General features: G+C 69.5%; 20 protein-coding genes and 1 pseudogene. 14 read left to right on the forward strand and 7 right to left on the reverse strand.

The features are described 5' to 3' along the window. Positions 1–239: pseudogene (locus ATM97_RS04470) on the reverse strand (hypothetical protein); the annotation flags it as partial. A gap of 4 nt (positions 240–243) precedes the next feature. On the opposite strand from ATM97_RS04470, the gene polA reads away from it, so the two are divergent. From polA to ATM97_RS04490, 4 genes are all read left to right on the forward strand, one after another. Further along, complete coding sequence (gene polA, locus ATM97_RS04475) at positions 244–2,976, forward strand: DNA polymerase I (protein WP_218716655.1); 2,733 nt, start codon at positions 244–246, stop codon at positions 2,974–2,976. Positions 2,977–3,051: 75 nt separating this feature from the next. Beyond that, positions 3,052–3,585: a GNAT family N-acetyltransferase gene (locus ATM97_RS04480; protein WP_218716656.1), complete on the forward strand. Its 534-nt coding sequence runs from the start codon at positions 3,052–3,054 to the stop codon at positions 3,583–3,585. A 33-nt stretch (positions 3,586–3,618) separates the two neighbouring features. Beyond that, positions 3,619–4,047: an SRPBCC domain-containing protein gene (locus ATM97_RS04485; RefSeq protein ID WP_218716657.1), complete on the forward strand. Its 429-nt coding sequence runs from the start codon at positions 3,619–3,621 to the stop codon at positions 4,045–4,047. Between the two features lie 63 nt (positions 4,048–4,110). After that, positions 4,111–4,893 (forward strand): acyl-[acyl-carrier-protein] thioesterase, encoded by a 783-nt coding sequence (locus ATM97_RS04490; RefSeq protein WP_218716658.1) that lies wholly within the window; start codon positions 4,111–4,113, stop codon positions 4,891–4,893. A gap of 10 nt (positions 4,894–4,903) precedes the next feature. On the opposite strand, the gene ATM97_RS04495 is transcribed toward ATM97_RS04490, so the two are convergent. Next, on the reverse strand, positions 4,904–5,215 hold the full coding sequence (locus ATM97_RS04495) for a DUF6191 domain-containing protein (protein ID WP_218716659.1): 312 nt from the start codon (positions 5,213–5,215) through the stop codon (positions 4,904–4,906). 346 nt (positions 5,216–5,561) lie between these two features. Between ATM97_RS04495 and ATM97_RS04500 the strand changes: the two genes are divergently transcribed. Continuing rightward, positions 5,562–5,984, forward strand: coding sequence for a 2-keto-3-deoxygluconate kinase (locus ATM97_RS04500; RefSeq protein ID WP_218716660.1), 423 nt, complete (start codon positions 5,562–5,564; stop codon positions 5,982–5,984). Positions 5,985–6,050: 66 nt separating this feature from the next. Here ATM97_RS04500 and trxA read toward each other — a convergent pair whose 3' ends face one another. Together trxA and ATM97_RS04510 are read right to left on the reverse strand one after the other, a co-directional pair. Further along, positions 6,051–6,422, reverse strand: a complete 372-nt coding sequence (gene trxA, locus ATM97_RS04505) for a thioredoxin (RefSeq protein WP_218716661.1) — start codon at positions 6,420–6,422, stop codon at positions 6,051–6,053. A 49-nt stretch (positions 6,423–6,471) separates the two neighbouring features. Next, the gene (locus tag ATM97_RS04510; RefSeq protein WP_308248373.1) at positions 6,472–6,972 is read right to left on the reverse strand and encodes a 2'-5' RNA ligase family protein; all 501 of its coding nucleotides are present in this window, start codon (positions 6,970–6,972) and stop codon (positions 6,472–6,474) included. Between the two features lie 84 nt (positions 6,973–7,056). Here ATM97_RS04510 and ATM97_RS04515 point away from each other — a divergent pair, with 84 nt between their 5' ends. The 4 genes from ATM97_RS04515 (at position 7,057) to ATM97_RS04530 (ending at position 10,887) form a co-directional block, all read left to right on the forward strand. Continuing rightward, positions 7,057–8,136, forward strand: coding sequence for an isocitrate/isopropylmalate dehydrogenase family protein (locus ATM97_RS04515; protein WP_218716663.1), 1,080 nt, complete (start codon positions 7,057–7,059; stop codon positions 8,134–8,136). A gap of 126 nt (positions 8,137–8,262) precedes the next feature. Beyond that, on the forward strand, positions 8,263–9,168 hold the full coding sequence (locus ATM97_RS04520; RefSeq protein WP_255587009.1) for an ABC transporter substrate-binding protein: 906 nt from the start codon (positions 8,263–8,265) through the stop codon (positions 9,166–9,168). A gap of 1 nt (position 9,169) precedes the next feature. Then, positions 9,170–10,108 (forward strand): amino acid ABC transporter permease, encoded by a 939-nt coding sequence (locus ATM97_RS04525; RefSeq protein ID WP_218716664.1) that lies wholly within the window; start codon positions 9,170–9,172, stop codon positions 10,106–10,108. Between the two features lie 26 nt (positions 10,109–10,134). Beyond that, positions 10,135–10,887 (forward strand): amino acid ABC transporter ATP-binding protein, encoded by a 753-nt coding sequence (locus ATM97_RS04530; RefSeq protein WP_218716689.1) that lies wholly within the window; start codon positions 10,135–10,137, stop codon positions 10,885–10,887. 46 nt (positions 10,888–10,933) lie between these two features. On the opposite strand, the gene ATM97_RS04535 is transcribed toward ATM97_RS04530, so the two are convergent. Continuing rightward, positions 10,934–11,572, reverse strand: a complete 639-nt coding sequence (locus ATM97_RS04535; protein WP_218716665.1) for a MerR family transcriptional regulator — start codon at positions 11,570–11,572, stop codon at positions 10,934–10,936. 104 nt (positions 11,573–11,676) lie between these two features. Here ATM97_RS04535 and ATM97_RS04540 point away from each other — a divergent pair, with 104 nt between their 5' ends. Further along, entirely contained in the window at positions 11,677–12,627 is a 951-nt protein-coding gene (locus ATM97_RS04540; protein WP_218716666.1) for a hypothetical protein, read from the forward strand. Beyond that, entirely contained in the window at positions 12,624–13,073 is a 450-nt protein-coding gene (locus tag ATM97_RS04545; RefSeq protein WP_218716667.1) for an ABA4-like family protein, read from the forward strand. The genes ATM97_RS04540 and ATM97_RS04545 overlap by 4 nt, the downstream gene beginning before the upstream one ends. A gap of 81 nt (positions 13,074–13,154) precedes the next feature. On the opposite strand, the gene ATM97_RS04550 is transcribed toward ATM97_RS04545, so the two are convergent. Both ATM97_RS04550 and ATM97_RS04555 read right to left on the reverse strand, forming a co-directional pair. Then, positions 13,155–13,703, reverse strand: a complete 549-nt coding sequence (locus tag ATM97_RS04550) for a hypothetical protein (RefSeq protein ID WP_218716668.1) — start codon at positions 13,701–13,703, stop codon at positions 13,155–13,157. 129 nt (positions 13,704–13,832) lie between these two features. Further along, a complete protein-coding gene (locus ATM97_RS04555) occupies positions 13,833–14,741 on the reverse strand; it encodes a LysR family transcriptional regulator (RefSeq protein WP_218716669.1) in 909 nt (302 codons plus the stop codon). Between the two features lie 94 nt (positions 14,742–14,835). Here ATM97_RS04555 and ATM97_RS04560 point away from each other — a divergent pair, with 94 nt between their 5' ends. The 3 genes from ATM97_RS04560 (at position 14,836) to ATM97_RS04570 (ending at position 17,319) form a co-directional block, all read left to right on the forward strand. Next, a complete protein-coding gene (locus ATM97_RS04560) occupies positions 14,836–16,188 on the forward strand; it encodes an FAD-binding oxidoreductase (RefSeq protein ID WP_218716670.1) in 1,353 nt (450 codons plus the stop codon). A gap of 67 nt (positions 16,189–16,255) precedes the next feature. Beyond that, positions 16,256–17,143 carry an SPFH domain-containing protein gene (locus tag ATM97_RS04565; protein ID WP_218716671.1) on the forward strand — a complete coding sequence of 296 codons (888 nt, stop codon included), beginning with the start codon at positions 16,256–16,258 and terminating at the stop codon, positions 17,141–17,143. Positions 17,144–17,148: 5 nt separating this feature from the next. Beyond that, on the forward strand, positions 17,149–17,319 hold the full coding sequence (locus tag ATM97_RS04570; RefSeq protein WP_218716672.1) for a hypothetical protein: 171 nt from the start codon (positions 17,149–17,151) through the stop codon (positions 17,317–17,319). Positions 17,320–17,323: the final 4 nt, after the last annotated feature.

Genomic DNA, 17,323 nt, shown 5'->3' on the forward strand with positions numbered 1-17,323 from the left:
GCCGCGACCCGCCGCTGCGCGGCGGGGCCCTCCTCGGGGTCGGGCCGTGGTGGCGGGGCAATGATCGGTGCGGTGCGGTGCGGTGCGGTGCCGGCGCGGGGCGGGGCGGGGCAGTGCGGCGCGGGCGGGGCGGTGGCAGTAGTCGGTGCGATGGCGGTGATCGGTGCGGCGGCGGGGGTGTGGTTCCTGCGATCGGCGCGGCGGCGTTCGCCCGTGTCGGTGGTGGTCCCTACACTCATTCGGGTGAGTTCACCGACGACTGCTCAGGCATCGACAACGACCACCGTCTCCGGGAGTGAGCGGCCGACGCTGCTGCTCCTGGACGGGCACTCGCTGGCCTACCGCGCGTTCTTCGCGCTACCGGCGGAGAACTTCAAGACCGTCACCGGGCAGACCACCAACGCGGTGTACGGCTTCACCTCGATGCTGATCAATCTGCTGCGCGACGAGAAGCCCAGCCACGTGGCCGCGGCATTCGACGTGTCCCGCAAGACCTTCCGTACCGAGGCGTACCCGGAATACAAGGCCAACCGCAGCGCGACGCCCGACGAGTTCCGCGGTCAGGTCGAACTCACCAAGGACGTGCTGGGCGCGCTGGGCATCCCGGTGATGGCGATCGACGGCTACGAGGCCGACGACGTGATCGCCACGCTCACCACCCAGGCCGTCGCCCAGGGCTACCGGGTCTTCATCGTCACCGGTGACCGCGACGCGATCCAGCTGGTCAACGACGACGTCACCGTGCTCTACCCACGCAAGGGCGTCTCCGACCTCACCCGCTTCACCCCGGCCGAGGTGGCGGCCAAGTACGGTCTGACTCCGGCCCAGTACCCCGACTACGCGGCGCTGCGCGGCGACCCCAGCGACAACCTGCCCGGCATCCCCGGCGTCGGCGAGAAGACCGCGGCCAAGTGGATCCGCGAGTACGGCGACCTGGCCACCCTGGTGGACAAGGTCGACCAGGTCAAGGGCAAGGTCGGCGACTCACTGCGCGCCAATCTGTCCAGTGTGGTGCTCAACCGCCAGCTCACCGAGATGGTGCGCGAGGTGCCGCTGCCCTACACCCCCGACCAGCTGGCCCAGGCGCCGTGGGACCGGGAGAAGATCCACCAGCTTTTCGACGACCTGGAATTCCGGGTGCTGCGCGACCGTCTGTTCGAAACCCTCGGCTCCGCCGAACCGGAGGCGGAGTCGGGCTTCGAGATCAGCGGCGCCGCCCTCGAGCAGGGCGCGGTCGCCGACTGGCTGGCCGAGCACGCGAAAGCCGGTGTCCGCCACGGTCTCTCGATCGTCGGCACCGGCACCCCGGTACACGGGGACGCCCGCGCGCTGGCCATCGCGGCCGCCGACGGTGAGGGCGGCTATATCGACCTCACCGCGCTGAGTACCGAGGACGAGGCGGCCCTGGGCGCCTGGCTGGCCGACCCGGCCGTCCCCAAGGCGCTGCACGAGGCCAAGGCCGCCCAACACGCGTTGCGCGGGCGCGGCCTCACCCTGGCCGGGCTCACCAGCGACACCGCGCTGGCCGCCTACCTGGTCCGCCCGGGCCAGCGCAGCTTCAACCTCGACGACCTGTCCCTGCGCTACCTCAAGCGCGAACTGCGCGCCGAGACCGGCGACTCGGGCCAGCTCTCGCTGCTCGACGACGAGGACACCGTCGCCGCCGACATCGCCCGCGAGGAGATGCTGCGCGCCCGCGCGGTCGCCGACCTGGCCGAGGCCCTGGACCGGGAACTGGCCCAGATCGAGTCGACCGCGCTGCTGCACGAGATGGAACTGCCCTTGCTCGGCGTGCTCGGTACGCTCGAGGAGGCGGGCATCGCCGTCGACGTCGACCAGCTCGAATCGCTGCAGCGTCAGTTCGCCGACCGGGTCACCGAGGCGGCCAACTCCGCCTACGAGGTGATCGGCAAGCAGATCAATCTCGGCTCGCCCAAGCAGCTGCAGGTGGTGCTGTTCGACGAGCTCGACATGCCCAAGACCAAGCGCACCAAGACCGGTTACACCACCGACGCCGACGCGCTGGAGTCGCTGTTCGAGAAGACCGGCCACGCCTTCCTCGAGCACCTGCTCGCGCATCGCGACGCGACCAGGCTCAAGGTCACCGTGGACGGCCTGCTCAAGTCCGTCGCCGACGACGGACGCGTGCACACCACCTTCAACCAGACCATCGCCGCCACCGGCAGGCTCTCCTCGACCGAGCCGAACCTGCAGAACATCCCGATCCGCACCGACACCGGCCGCCAGATCCGCGACACCTTCGTCGTCGGTCCCGGCTACGCCGAGCTGATGACCGCCGACTACAGCCAGATCGAGATGCGCATCATGGCGCACCTGTCCGGCGACGCGGGCCTGATCGAGGCGTTCAACTCCGGCGAGGACCTGCACACCTTCGTGGCGTCGAAGGCCTTCGACATCCCGCTGTCGGAGGTGAACCCGGAGATGCGCCGCCGGATCAAGGCCATGTCCTACGGTCTGGCGTACGGCCTGAGCTCCTACGGCCTCTCGGCCCAGCTGAAGATCAGCACCGCCGAGGCCAAGGAGCAGATGGACGTCTACTTCGACCGCTTCGGCGGCATCCGCGATTACCTGTCGGAGGTCGTCGACGAGGCCCGTAAGGTCGGTTACACCCAGACCCTGTTCGGTCGTCGCCGCTATCTGCCCGACCTGGATTCCAGCAACCGCCAGCGCCGCGAGGCCGCCGAGCGGATGGCGCTCAACGCGCCGATCCAGGGCACCGCGGCCGACATCATCAAGGTCGCGATGATCAACGTGCAGACCGCGATTCGCGCGGCTGGCCTGCGCTCCCGGATGCTGTTGCAGATCCACGACGAACTCGTCTTCGAGGTCGCCGAGGGTGAGCGTGAAACGCTGGAAGCCCTTGCCCGGGAACAGATGTCGTCCGCTATCGAGCTCTCGGTTCCGCTGACGGTCTCGGTCGGCACCGGACGCAGCTGGGATTCGGCGGCGCACTGAACGCGGTCACCCGGCGCGGCGCCACGGCGAGGTGACGCGGTGGCGCCGCCGTGACCCGGTCGGCAGAATGACCGGATGCTGATTCGACCAGGGGGAGTCGCCGACGCGCCGGCCGTCGCCACCTTGCACGCCGCCAGCTGGCGGGTCGCCTATGCCGGGATGCTGCCCGCGGAGTATCTGGCGGGGCCGATGCCCGCCGACCTGGCCGCACGCTGGCGGACGATCCTGGTCGACGCGCTGACGCCGGGGTTGCTGGTGGCCGAGGACGACGGCGAGCTGGTGGGGTTCGTCTACCTGCGCCCGATGCCGGACGGGCGCGTGCTGCTGGACAACCTGCATGCCCGGCCGGGCCTGCTCGGACGGGGGATCGGTACGGCCCTGATCGAGGCGGGCCTGGCCTGGTCGGCGCGGGGGTTCCCCGATCGGCCGGTCTACCTGGAGGTACTGCGCGCCAACACCGCGGCGATCGCCTTCTACGAGCACCGCGGCTGGCAGCGCACCGACGCCGGGATCGCGCGGTTCGACGCCGGCTTCGCGGTGCCGGAATACGAGTACACCCGGCGACAGGTGGCGCCTTTGTCCAAGACGTCGCCGACCGCGCGGTCGTAGGGTGGTGAGGGTAGACCGAAGGAGTTGAGTGCCATGACCGGATTCGTCGCTACCGCCGATACCGAGATCACCGCCTCGCCCGACCGGGTCTGGGCCGTGCTGACCGACCCGGCGCAGATCCGCCGGTTCATGTTCGGGGCCGAGGTGTCGACCGACTGGCTGCCGGGCAGCCCGATCACCTGGACGGGTGAGTACGAGGGCACCGCGTACGAGGACAAAGGGGAGATCCTGGCCGTCGAGCCCGGCCGACTGCTGAAACTCACCCACTACAGCCCGCTCAGCGGCGCGCCCGACCGGCCCGAGAGCTATCACACGCTCACCTACGAGCTGACCGGCAGCGCGACAGGCACCCACCTGTCGCTGAGTCAGGACAACAACGCGAGCCCGGCCGAGGCCGAGCACTCCCGCGCGATGTGGGCCGGCCACGTCGACGGGATCAAGCAGGCCGCCGAGGGGGCGTAGTAGTCCGGGCCCGGCCGGAGATGCGTCCTCGGTTCGCGCGCGGGGTGTGGCAGCATCGGCGGTATGAGCGCCGATGTCATCGCGACCCCGCTGCCCGACTGCCCCGACATCACCCGCGCCTTCGCGGCGTCGTGGCCGGTGCGTCTCGGCGATACCGACGGGCAGGACCGGCTGCGGCTCGACGCGGTGGCCCGGTATCTGCAGGACATCGGGTTCGACCACCTCGACGCGGTCGAGGACGGGGACGCCCATCAGGCGTGGATCGTGCGGCGCACCGTGATCGATGTCTACGAGCCGATCGAGTTCGGTGACCGCGTGCAGCTACGCCGGTGGGCCGACGCGCTGTCGAATCGCTGGTGCGACATGCGGATTCAGCTCAAAGGCGAGCGCGGCGGGCACATCGAGGCCGCGGCGTTCCTCATCCACATCGACCCCGTGGCCGGACGGCCCGCCCGGATGAGTGACGCGTTCATGGCGCCCATGCTGGCCAGCACCACCGAGCACCGGCTGCGCTGGCGGGCCGCGCTGAGCGAACTCGACGACCTCGATGTCGAGGCGGTGCCGTTCCCGCTGCGGGTGACCGACGTGGACCGGCTGGGCCATGTCAACAACGCCGTCTACTGGGAAGCCGTGGAGGAGGCTCTCGCCGCGCACCCCGACCGGCACGAACTGCCGTACCGGGCGATCGTCGAGCACGTCGGCCCGGTGATGGCGGGCGACAAGGTGGTGCTGCGCACGAGTCCGCGTCCCGACGGGCTGCGTCTGCAGGTCGACGTCGACGGTTCGGCGCGGGCGCTGGCCGTGGTCGAGCGGTTGGCCGATGGCCGGAAACCGCTGGGGGACTAGCGAATACGGATCACTCGCCGCGAACGACGAGGGTGGCCGAGCCGCCGGTGAGGTCCACCCGATCCCGGGGCGGCGCGCCCTCCGACGGCGTCTCCCGGTGCATCAGGGTGCTCTGCCGCTGCTCGAACTCGTGCTGCTTGGATCCCTGGAACATCGCGGTCAGATGTTCGAACCCGGTCGCCGCCACCGCCGGGCCGGTGCGCTTGCGGGTCCAGGGAAGTATCCGGGTGCCGGTGAGCCGGTTGACGACCACTTCCACCAGCGCCAGCAGGACCAGCAGCGCCGCCAGCCCGGGGATCGTCATCGCGAAGACCGTACCCATGCGACCACGGTACCGGGCGCCGAGCGCGTACGCGCTGAGCTGCGGTGATGGTACTCACGAGTAGACACGTCGAGGCGAAAAGCAAGTTGCGGTTTCGCGACGATCGCCCTATTCTCGATTCCGTGCCGAATCCCGCCGACCGCTTTGCCGCGCTGCTAGTCGCTGACCGCGACCGCGCGGCCGCTGCTGCGCAGACCGCGCAGGCAGCCACACGGCAGATTCTTCTCGTAGTAACCCGCCGTAGCGGGGTCTGATTCGGACCGGCCCCCTCGCTGCGGGCTGATTTTCATTGTTCTGCTGGTCCCACCTGCCAACGAAGACGATCTTCGGGAAGACCTCACCTGCAATGACACTGCTGACACTGGACCGTGCCCTGTTCGACGCCGCCCCCAAGGGGCTGCGCGCCGAGACCATCGACCTGACTCCCGCCCAGTTCCTCGACCGGTACACCCGGATCGACGGACCGATCACTCTCGGCGAATTCACCTGTTCCGGAACGGATTTCACCGCAACCCTGGAATTCGCCGACCATCTGCGCACCGTCATCGCGGCCGGTAGCCCGGTCGCCGCCATGACCTCGGCGCTCTACGACGAGGGCTACCCCCTCGAGATCCTGCAGTTCCATCAGCGCCGCACCGCCGAGGGCATCGCCACCTTCGTGCAGTGCGAGTTCAACGGCAAGCGCGGCTGGGCCGCGGCCATGCGCGCCGATGCCGCCGAGTCGAGTGTCCGCGCCATGATCGCGGGGCTCAACCTGCTGGCCGGCTGAGCCGACGAGCACGTCCGGGTCCGTTCACCTCACCCGAGGTGAACGGACCCTTCGCGTACGCGGCGCCTATTCGGCGGGAGTGGACTGCTCGGCGATCTGCTTGCGCACCTCGTCCATGTCCAGGCCCTTCACCTGGGTCACCAGGTCCTCGAGCGCGGCGGGCGGCAGCGCGCCCGGCTGGGCGAACACGAGTACGCCCTCGCGGAAGGCCATGATGGTCGGGATGGACTGGATGTTCGCGGCGGCCGCGAGTCCCTGCTCGGCCTCGGTGTCGACCTTGCCGTAGACCACATCGGTGTGCTTGTCCGAGGAGGCCTCGTAGGTCGGTGCGAAGCTGCGGCACGGTCCGCACCAGGAAGCCCAGAAATCGACGAGGACCACGTCGTTTCCGGTGATTACTTCGTCGAAGTTCTGCTGGGTCAGCGTCTGGGTGGCCATGACGTCCCTTCCTTGTCGGTGTCCTCGGCTGTAACGCCGTGGCGTCCCTCTATCTTCCACCGGCCACGAGGCGCTCTTGGCGTGCCTCCCCGTCCCAGCGGCGAATGCCCACCACAACGGTGGAAAAGTCATGGTCGGTGGCCACCGCGCCGATCGCCGCGCCGAGCCGGTCCGGCGGCACCCGGCGGGCCAGCGTGACGTGTGGGGTCCAGGCGTTCGGCGCCATGGTCGCGGGGACGCCGGGACAGGGCGCCACCAGGTGGTGGACCCGGCGCTGGAGGGCGAGCAGGTCCTCGGTGACCACGACGGGTCGCACCAGGATCGGCCTGCGGGCCCCGAAGACCAGCAGCCCGCCCAGCGTGATCGGCAGCGGCCGGAACTCGATCTCGGCCAGCGCGTGGTCGATCCGGGGCCAGATCTCGCGCGCCACGGCGACGGTGACGTGCGGTCGATGGGTCGCGCCGCGGGGACTGCCGATCCCGGCCTCGGCCAGCACCGCCCACTGCCGCCGGACCTCGGCCTCGCCGTGTTCGTCCAGGAGCAACTCCACCGACTGCACCATGATCTGCAGAAAGTAGTCGCTCCCGCGTGTCCCCGTGGCCGACTCGGTCCGGTCAGGCGCGAGGATGGACGCGTGAACGGTGCGAAGGCGAGCCTGCGGCTCGGTGTGATCGACGGAGACGGAATCGGCCCCGAGGTGGTCGCCGCGACGCGAGCGGTCGTCGACGAGGCGATCGGTGCGGCCGGTCGCGGCCCGGTGGAGTGGGTGCCGCTGCTGATGGGCCACGACGCCATCGCGGCCTACGCCGACCCGCTGCCCGAGCAGACGCTGGTCGCGCTCGAGGACCTCGACGCGTGGATCCTCGGCCCGCACGACAACGCGTCCTATCCCACCGACATGCGGATCGCGCCCGGCGGTACCATCCGCAAACGGCTCGGCCTCTACGCCAACATCCGGCCCGCGGCCGCGTTCGCCGGGGTGCGGGCGAGCGCACCCGACATCGACCTGGTGATCGTGCGGGAGAACAGTGAGGGCTTCTACGCCGACCGCAACATGTTCGCCGGATCGGGGGAGTTCCGCCCCACCCCCGATGTGGCGATGGCGGTCGCGGTGATCACCCGGCAGGCGTGCGAGCGGATCGCGCACCAGGCGCTGCGGCTGGCCCAGGGCAGGCGCAAGCGGGTCACGGTGGTGCACAAGGCGAACGTGCTGCCGATGACGACGGGCCTGTTCCGCGACGTCTGCTACGAGGTGGCCGCGCGGTACCCGGACGTGCGGGTCGACGACGAGCACGTCGACGCGATGGCCGCGCACCTGGTGCGCACGCCCGGCGAGTACGACGTGATCGTCACCGAGAACCTGTTCGGCGACATCCTCTCCGACCTCGCGGGCGAGCTGGCCGGCTCGCTGGGCATGGCCGCCTCCCTGAACTGCTCCGACACCAAGGCGATGGCCCAGGCCGTGCACGGCGCCGCGCCCGGGCTGGCGGGGCGCAATCGCGCCAACCCGGCGGCGCTGCAATTGTCGGCGGCGATGTTGTTGCGGTGGTTGGCCGTTCGCGACGACGACCGCGCGCTGCACGACGCCGCCGAGCGAATCACCCGCGCCGTCGCGGCCACGCTGGCGGCCGGAATCGCGACCGCGGATCTGGGTGGCCTGGCTTCGACCAGCGAATTCACCGAGCAGGTCAGAGCGCGCGTGCACCGGAGGTGAAGGGACCCCTTTCACATTGGCTGATTAATCTTCGGTTACTGTCGCACCACGCTGTGTCCGGTTCGCATACATTGCCAAACAGGCGCTGACACGTGGCCGGCGTCGACGTGAAATGTGGAGGCTCCTTTGTCTGTTCGTATTGTTCTCGGCCGCAGCGCCGCGCGGCTGTTGTGTACCGCGGCCGCGGGTGCGCTGGTGTTGACCGGCTGTGCCGACAACACCGAGGGCGACACCGCCGAGGTGACCAAGGTTTCGGTGGAGAAGGTCGACGCGCTCGCCGCGGCCGTTCCCGACAAGGTGAAGCAGGCAGGCAAGCTGGTGGTCGGCGTCAACGTGCCGTACCAGCCGAACGAGTACAAGGACGCGAGCGGCAAGATCGTCGGCTTCGACGTCGACCTCCTCGACGCCGTGGCGACCACTCTCGGGCTGAAGGTCGACTACGTCGAATCCTCGTTCGAGAAGATCATTCCCGCGATTCAGGCCGGCACCTACGACGTGGGTATGTCCTCGATCACCGATTCGCGCGAACGCGAACAGCAGGTCGATTTCACGACCTATTTCTCCGCGGGCATCCAGTGGGCCCAGCAAACCGGTAAAGCCATCGATCCGAACAATGCGTGCGGCAAGAAAGTCGCCGTACAGTCCACTACGGTCGAGCACACCGACGAGATTCCCGCCAAGAGCGCCAAGTGCGTCGCCGAGGGCAAGCCGGCCATCGATATGAAGGCCTTCGACGAGCAGAGCGCCGCGACCAACGCGCTGGTGCTGGGCCAGGTCGACGCGATGTCGGCCGACTCCCCGGTGACCGCCTACGCGATCAAGCAGAGCGAGGGCAAGATCGAGGCCGCGGGCCCGCTGTTCGATTCCGCGCCCTACGGCTGGGCCGTGCAGAAGGGCTCGCCCCTGGCGGCGGCCCTGCAGAAGGCGCTGCAGCACCTGATCGACAACGGCAAGTACGGCGAGATCACCACGAACTGGGGTGTGCAGGACGGTCAGATCAAGACCTCGGTGATCAACGGCGCAGTGAGCTGACGTGACCGAGCGTAACGACACGGTGGAGGTGCCCGGACCGGGCGCCGAACCCGAACCGATCACGGCGGTCCCGCTGCGCAGGCCGGGTCGCTGGATCGCGGCGGCAATCATCCTGATCCTGGTGGGATTGTTCGTCTACGGCGCGGCCACGAACCCCGCCTACCGGTGGGACACCTACGGCAAGTACCTGTTCGACAGCCGGATCACCGCGGGTGCGCTGGTGACCCTGGAACTCACCGTGCTCGCCATGGCGATCGCGGTGGGTCTGGGCACCGTGCTGGCGGTGATGCGGCTGTCGCCGAACCCGGTGCTGCGGACCACCGCGTGGGTGTACCTGTGGATCTTCCGCGGCACCCCGGTCTTCGTGCAGTTGGTGTTCTGGGGCCTGGTGCCCTCGCTCTACAAGCAGATCGACCTCGGCGTGCCGTTCGGCCCGCAGTTCTTCCACCTGGACGTGCAGCATCTGCAGGCGGCGTTCCTGTTCGCGGTGATCGGCCTCGGTCTCAACGAGGCCGCCTACATGGCCGAGATCGTGCGCGCGGGCATCAACTCCGTGGGTGAGGGCCAGCGCGAGGCCTCGGTGGCGCTGGGCATGTCGTGGACGCAGACGATGCGCCGCACGGTGCTGCCCCAGGCGATGCGGGTGATCATCCCGCCCACCGGCAACGAGCTGATCGGCATGCTCAAAACCACCTCGCTGGTCACGGCCATCCCGCTCAGCACCGATCTGTTCGGCCGCGCGCGCGACATCTACGGCGTGAACTTCCAGCCGATCCCGCTGCTGCTCGTCTGTGCCACCTGGTACCTGGCGATCACCAGTGTCCTGATGGTCGGGCAGTACTACTTGGAGCGCTACTACTCGCGCGGTGCCACCCGGCAGCTGACGGCCAAGCAGCTCGAGGAACTGGCCACGGCGCAGGCGGCGGTGAAGGCGAAATGAGCGAATCAGCAGTGACGACGCCGCCGATGGTGCTCGCCGATCGGGTGTGCAAGAACTTCGGCGCGCTGAAGGTACTCAAGGGCGTCTCGCTGGAGGTGCCGCGCGGCAAGGTGCTGACCCTGGTCGGGCCCTCGGGTTCGGGCAAGTCGACCTTCCTGCGCTGCATCAACCACCTCGAGCAGGTGAACGCGGGCCGGCTCTACGTCGACGGTGATCTCGTCGGCTACCGGGAGAAGAACGGCAAGCTCTACGAGATGCATCCGCGCGACGCCGCGGTCCAGCGCCGCGACATCGGGATGGTGTTCCAGCACTTCAACCTGTTCCCGCACCGGACCGCCCTCGAGAACATCATCGAGGCGCCGACCCAGGTGCGCGGCCTCCGCAGAGCCGACGCGATCGCCAGGGCCGAGGAGCTCCTGGAGCGGGTCGGGCTGGCCGCCAAGCGCAACGCCTATCCGGCGCAGTTGTCGGGCGGTCAGCAGCAGCGGGTCGCCATCGCGCGGGCGCTGGCCATGGACCCCAAGTTGATGCTGTTCGACGAGCCCACCTCGGCGCTGGACCCCGAGCTGGTCGGCGAGGTGCTCACCGTCATGCGCGAACTCGCCGACTCCGGCATGACGATGATCGTGGTGACCCACGAGATGGGCTTCGCCCGCGAGGTCGCCGACGAGCTGGTGTTCATGGACGGCGGTGTGGTCGTCGAGTCGGGCCCGCCGCGCGAGCTGCTGGCCAACCCCCAGCACGAGCGCACCAAGGCTTTCCTGTCGCGCCTGCTCTGAGCTGCCGAAAGACCGACGGCCCCGCGGATATCCGCGGGGCCGTCGCTCATTCCTGGCGGTTCTTCAGCTGTTCCAGCGAGACCTGGGCCTGGGCGATGCGCCGGATGGCGGCCATGGCGGTGTCACCGAGGACGGTCAGCACCACGACGGCGTCGATGATGTCGTCGCGCCCGCCCGCGGCCAGCGCGGTCGCCACGTCGTTGTCGGCGATCACCCGCGCACCGTCGAAGTAGCTCGGCAGCGCGGTGGTGCCCCAGTCCTCGTAGCCCAGCTGGGCCAGCCGCACCAGGACCGAGGTGAGGATGTCGATCGGCCCGGGGCTCGGCTCGGCGTCCCAGCCACGACGGTCCATCTCCGCGCGCACGGTGGCCGCGGCGCGCTCCCATTCGGCGTCGGCGGCGGGCGGCGGTGGTGCGGTGATGCTGTCCTGCACCACGCCGAGCAGGCTGAACATGGGCAGGTCGGGGGAGTCGACGGCGGCGAGCACTTCGCCCACGGTGGCCACCGGCAGCCCGCCGACCTCGATCAGCGCGCGCACCAGCCGCAGCCTGCGCAGGTGCTGTTCGCCGTAGCTGGCCTGGTTGGGCCCGGTCCGCTCGCCCGGCGGGAGCAGGCCCTCACGCAGGTAGTACTTGATCGTCGCGAGCGCGATCCCGCTGCGCTCGCTCAACTCGGAGATCCGCACAGTTCACCTCTGCTTTCGGCCACCCCCTTGCTCACCCTGGATACAGCGGATAGTCTAACTATCCATAACGGATAGTGAAGCTATCTATCTCTGGGAGATTCGTCATGTCTGTCCTTTCGTCCCTCGACGCGCTGCCCCGCAGGCAGTCCGGACTCCACCGCCCCCTGCTCTACTTCGCCGCGATCAACGCGGTACTGGTCGTCGTCGGGCTGGTCGGGATGCTGGTCGACGACCGGGTGATCGCCGGGTCGACCGCCTGGTTCAAGCCGACCAAGTTCGCGATCTCGTTCGTGCTCTACAGCGTCGCGCTGGCCTGGCTGATCTCGTTGCGGCCCAAGGTGTCCCGGCTCACCTCGGCGATGGCGACGGTGATCGTCGTCGCCGGCGCCATCGAGCAGCTGATCATCTTCGGTCAGGTGGTGCGCGGCACCCGCAGCCACTACAACATGACCACCACGTTCGATGCCGTGCTGTGGGTCACCATGGGCAGCACCATCCTCGTGCTCTTCCTCGCCACCATGGTCGTCGCGGCGCAGCTCGCGTTCGCCAGGTTCGGTGACCGGGCGACCACCTGGTCGATCCGGCTCGGTCTGGCGATCACCTTGGTCGGGCTCGGCCTGGGCAATCTGATGCCGAACCGCGAATCGGGCGTGACCGACATCGCCGGCGCGCACACCGTCGGCGCGCCCGACGGCACGCCGGGCATGCCGCTGACCGGCTGGAGCACCACGCACGGGGACCTGCGTATTCCGCACTTCTTCGGCATGCACGCCCTGCAGGTGTTGCCACTGTTCGCCGCGCTGCTGCTCATCTTGGCGCCGCGCGTGCCGGTGTTCGCTTCCGTGCGTGCCCGCCTCGGGCTGGTCTGGACCGTGGCCTTCGGCTACGCCGCGACGCTGGCGCTGCTCACCTGGCAGGCCCTGCGCGGTCAGCCGCTGATTCATCCCGACCGGGTCACCCTGACCGCGGCCGCGGCGATCGTCACCCTCGTCGTCGCCGGAACTCTCGCCTCGCTCGCGAGCGCGACCCTCACCCGACAGGCGGTCACCGCATGAGCACGCTCTTCGATCTCTCGTTCTTCGTCACTGTGCCCTTCTGGGCGCTGATGATCCTGGCGCCCACCTGGCGCCACACCCGGACGATCATCGGCTCGCCGTGGATCGTGTTGCTGCCGTTGACGATCTGGGCGATCGTGGCCGTGCCGGTCCTCGGCGCGCTGTGGTCGCTGGTCACCTCGCCGTCGCTGGACGCGATCACCGCCGCCGTCGCCGACCCGGCCCTGCTCACCGCCCTGTGGGCCCAGATCATCGCCTGGGACCTGTTCCTCGGCCGCTGGATCTACCTCGACAGCCGCGAGCGCGGGATCTCCCCGCTGCTGATGGGCCCGCTGCTGGTCGCCACGATCCTGTTGTCGCCCATCGCCTTCCCGATCTACCTCGTGGTGCGCGAGATGGCGGGCAAGCCGGTGGCCGTGGCGCGCCAGGATTCGATCCCCGCCTGACGACCACGGCCCGGACCGGGCCGGTCCGGGCCGGTCGTGGCGGACCGCAGTCAGACGAGTCTCTCCTTCACTCGATCCCGCTCACATTCCCGCGGCGATGAACCCGCCGATGACACCACCGATCACGCAGCCGACCACCGCGCCGACCAGGAAGAACCAGATCCCGATCAGAATGCCGACCGCGCACCCGATCGCGACGCCGGCGACGATGGAGCCCGTCGTGGCGGCCTGCTGCAGGCCGAGCACCGCGGGTGCGGTCGCCGCCGCGGCGGGCGCAGGCGCACTGACCGGGGTGAGGGTCAGTACCCGCGCGCTGCTGTCGAGAGCGGGCGCCACGGTGACGCTCTGCCCGGTCGCCATGCGCAGGGTCGTCGGAATGGCGCCGACCACCGCGCCGTCGTCGGCGAAGACGGTGACCGTGCCGTCGCCGAGCGCGAACCGCCCCGCGACGAGGTCGATCGTCGCCGTCGAGTGGTCCGCCGCCAGTGTCGTCGTGTAGGCCAGTGGCCCGTCGATCGCGCTGAAGGTCAGATCCTGGCCCACTCGGGCCTGTCCATTCGCCATAGCCGTGCTGACACCGGTGGCCGCGATGGCGAATATCGCCGTTGCCACCAGTTTGTTGACGATCATTGTTTCGTCCTTTGTCCGATACTTTCGTTGTCGCCCCCCGACAGCGGCACCGGATGTCTGAATTATCCGCTCTGTCCGATGGTGAAGTCCAGAGTAAAAGGCCAGTTCACAGCGGATTTCCGGGCTGTTTCAGCGGCGGCCGAGGGCGATGCGCAATTGGCCGAGCAAGACCTTGGCCGCCGGTCCGCCGGGGCGATCGGTGCGCCAGGCCAGCGCGAGCCGCCCACGGATCGGCGGGTCGACGATGGCCAGCGCGCGCACGCCGAACGCCTTCGCCTCGTCCTCGGTGAGCGCGGGCACGACCGCGGTGCCGAGACCGTGGGCGGCCAGCCGCAGCAGCAGCGGGGGAGCGGCGGCCTCGAAGGCGATGTCCGGAGTGAAACCCGCCGCAGCGCACGCTCTTTCGAATACGCCCCGCAGGCCGGTGCCGCGCGGGAGACAGATCAGGCGATGTTCGGTCAGCGCGGACAGGCTGATCGTGCCCGCCGACTCGCCGGGGTCGGCGGGCGCGTCGCCGGCGACGGCGGCGACCACCGGCGTCTCCAGGATCACGTCCAGTCCGATGCCGGGATTCGGTGCGGCGCCGGTCAATCCGACCAGGGCGATGTCGAGCTCGCCACGCTCGAGGGCGGCCAGCATCCGCTCGGCGGTGTCCTCGGTGAGGCTGATCCGCACCTGCGGGTGATCATCGTGGAAGTCGGCGAGCACGCCCGCGACATCGAATTCCTCGGTGGCCGCGCCGGAGATCACGCCGAGCCGCACGTGCCCGCGTAGCAGCCCGGAGAATTCCTGCACGGTCTCGCCGATCCGGTCGGCCGCCGCCAGGGCGGCCCGTGCATGCGCCAGCACCGCCGAGCCGACCTCGGTGGGCGTCACCGACCGAGCGCCCCGGTGCAGCAGTGGCTGACCCAGTTCGCGTTCCAGCTGCCTGACCTGGGCGCTCAACCCCGGCTGCGTCAGATGCAGACGCTCGGCCGCACGCGTGAACCCGCCCTCGTCGACGACGGTGACGAAATACCGCAGCTGCCGCAGTTCCATGCCGGGATTCTAGCGAAGTACATAACTGATATTTATCGAAGCAAGAACAACTATCTGTTGTACTTCTGCCAGCGGCGACGGCACAGTCGAAGGCATGACCGACAACGCAGCGCAGACCCTCGAATCCCTGCCCTTCACCGGCCCGGTCTTCACCCCGGCCGACCCCGGCTACGCCGAGGAGGTGGCCGGGTTCCAGACCGCCTACACCCATCGCCCCGCCCTCGTCGTCGGCGCGGTGCATGCCGAGGACGTCCGTGCCGCCGTGGAATACGCCGCGCGGCAGGGTCTTCCGGTCGCGGTGCAGGCCACCGGGCACGGGCTCTCGGTGGCGGCCGACCGCGGCGTGCTGATCACGACCCGCCGGATGGACGCCGTCACCGTCGACCCGGGCGCGCGCACCGCGCGCATCGGCGCCGGGGTGCGGGCGGGCGCCCTGATCGAGGCGGCGGCCGCGCACGGGCTGGCGCCGCTCACCGGTTCCTCGCCGTCGGTCGGCGTCGTCGGGTACGTGCTCGGCGGCGGTCTCGGCCTGCTCGCCCGGGAATTCGGTTATGCCGCTGACCATGTGCGCTCGATCGACCTGGTGACCGCCGATGGCCGCAGGCGCACGCTCACCCCCGCCGACGAGCTGTTCGGCGCGGTGCTCGGCTCCGGCGGCAACTTCGGCGTGGTCACCGCGCTGGAGCTCGAACTGGTGCCCGTCACCGAGGTGTACGGCGGCCAGTTGATGTTCGACACCCCGCTGGTCGACACGGCGCTCGAGACGTGGCGGCAATGGACCGCGACGCTGCCCGACACCCTCACCTCGACGATCGCGGTGCTCACCTTCCCGGACATCACCCCGGTGCCGGAACCGTTGCGCGGCAGGCACGTCGCTTCGATCCGGATCGCCTTCGACGGCCCGGCCGAGGAGGGGCAACGGCTCGTCGCCCCGCTGCGCGCGATCGGCGAGCGGATGCGCGACGACCTGCGCGTGCTGCCGTACGCCGAGTCGCACGCCATCCACAGCGATCCGGATTTCCCGCACGCGTACGCCGCGACCAACGCGCTGCTGTCCGAGCTGACCGGCGAGGCGATCGCGGCGCTGCGCGCGCAGACCGCGCCCGGTGGACCCGTCGAGGCCGTCCTCGACATCCGCCACCTGGGCGGGGCGTTGCGGCACGGCGGCGCGGCGGTGGACCACCGCGACGCCGAATTCCTCGTGCGGGTGATCACCGGCGCGCAGGGCGATGCCGCGCCTGCGGGCCTGGCCGCGGTCCGGGAAGCGCTGGCGCCCTGGACGATCGGGCACAGCCTGAACTTCCTCTACGGCGCGGGTGCCGCCGCAAACGCCGCGCAGACCGAGGCGGGCTACGCGCCCGACACCTACGCCCGGCTGGCCACCGCGAAGTCGAACTACGACCCGCGCAACATGTTTCGCTTCAACCGCAACATCGCGCCCGCGTAGCCACGGCTTGTCGATCCCCCCGGTATCTACTATCTTAGTGATATCACTCAGATATCGGGAGGATGTCATGGAGCTGCGGTCCGCATTCCGCGTCAACGGGTTCGTCGTCTTGCTGGGGTGGCTGGTGCTCACCCTGGTGTTCGGCGCCGCCGCCGTGTTCGCGTTCATCGCCGCCACCCAGCACGACGGTGGGGCGCTCGCCTGGGCGGGCGCGGTCGCCGCGGCCGTGGTGGTGCTGGTGCTGGCGGTGCTGGCCACCGGGTTGATCATCGTCAACCCCAACGAGGCCAAGGTCGTCACCTTCTTCGGCCGCTACGTCGGTTCGGTGTCGGACCCCGGGTTCTTCTCGGTGCTCCCGCTCACCGACCGCAAGTCGATCTCGTTGCGGGTGCGCAACTTCGAGACCCAGAAGCTGAAGGTCAACGACGCCGACGGCAATCCGGTCGAGATCGCGGCGGTCGTCGTCTACAAGGTGGTCGACAGCTTCAAGGCCGCCTTCGCGGTCGACGACTACGAGGAGTACGTCGAGACCCAGTCCGAGGCGGCGGTGCGGCACCTGGCCACCACCCACCCCTACGACGCGCACGACGATTCACGGACCAGCCTGCGCGACGGTGCCGAGGTTGCCGAGGAGCTCACCGAGGAACTGCGCGCGCGCACCCTCACCGCCGGCATCGAGGTCATCGAGGCCCGGATCACCCACCTGGCCTACGCGCCCGAGATCGCCCAGGCCATGCTGGTCCGCCAGCAGGCCGCCCAGGTGGTCGCCGCGCGCACCCAGATCGTCGAGGGCGCCGTCGGCATGGTCGGCCTGGCGCTGGACCGCCTCGCCGCGGCGGGCACCGTGGAACTCGACGAGGAACGCAAGGCCGCCATGGTCTCGAACCTGCTCGTCGTCCTCTGCGGCGACCGCGCCACCCAGCCGGTCGTGAACACCGGATCCCTCTACGCCTGACCGACATGACGGTGCCGAAGAAGGAACCCAAGAAGGTCCTGCTGCGGCTCGACCCGGCCGTCCACGAGGCCATCGCCAAGTGGGCGGCCGACGACCTGCGCAGCGTCAACTCCCAGATCGAATACGCCCTGCGCCTGGCCCTCGAGCAGGCAGGCCGCAAGCCGCGATCGACATAGTGGT

It is taken from the genome of Nocardia sp. MH4, from assembly GCF_019266065.1.
GTDB lineage: Bacteria > Actinomycetota > Actinomycetes > Mycobacteriales > Mycobacteriaceae > Nocardia > Nocardia canadensis.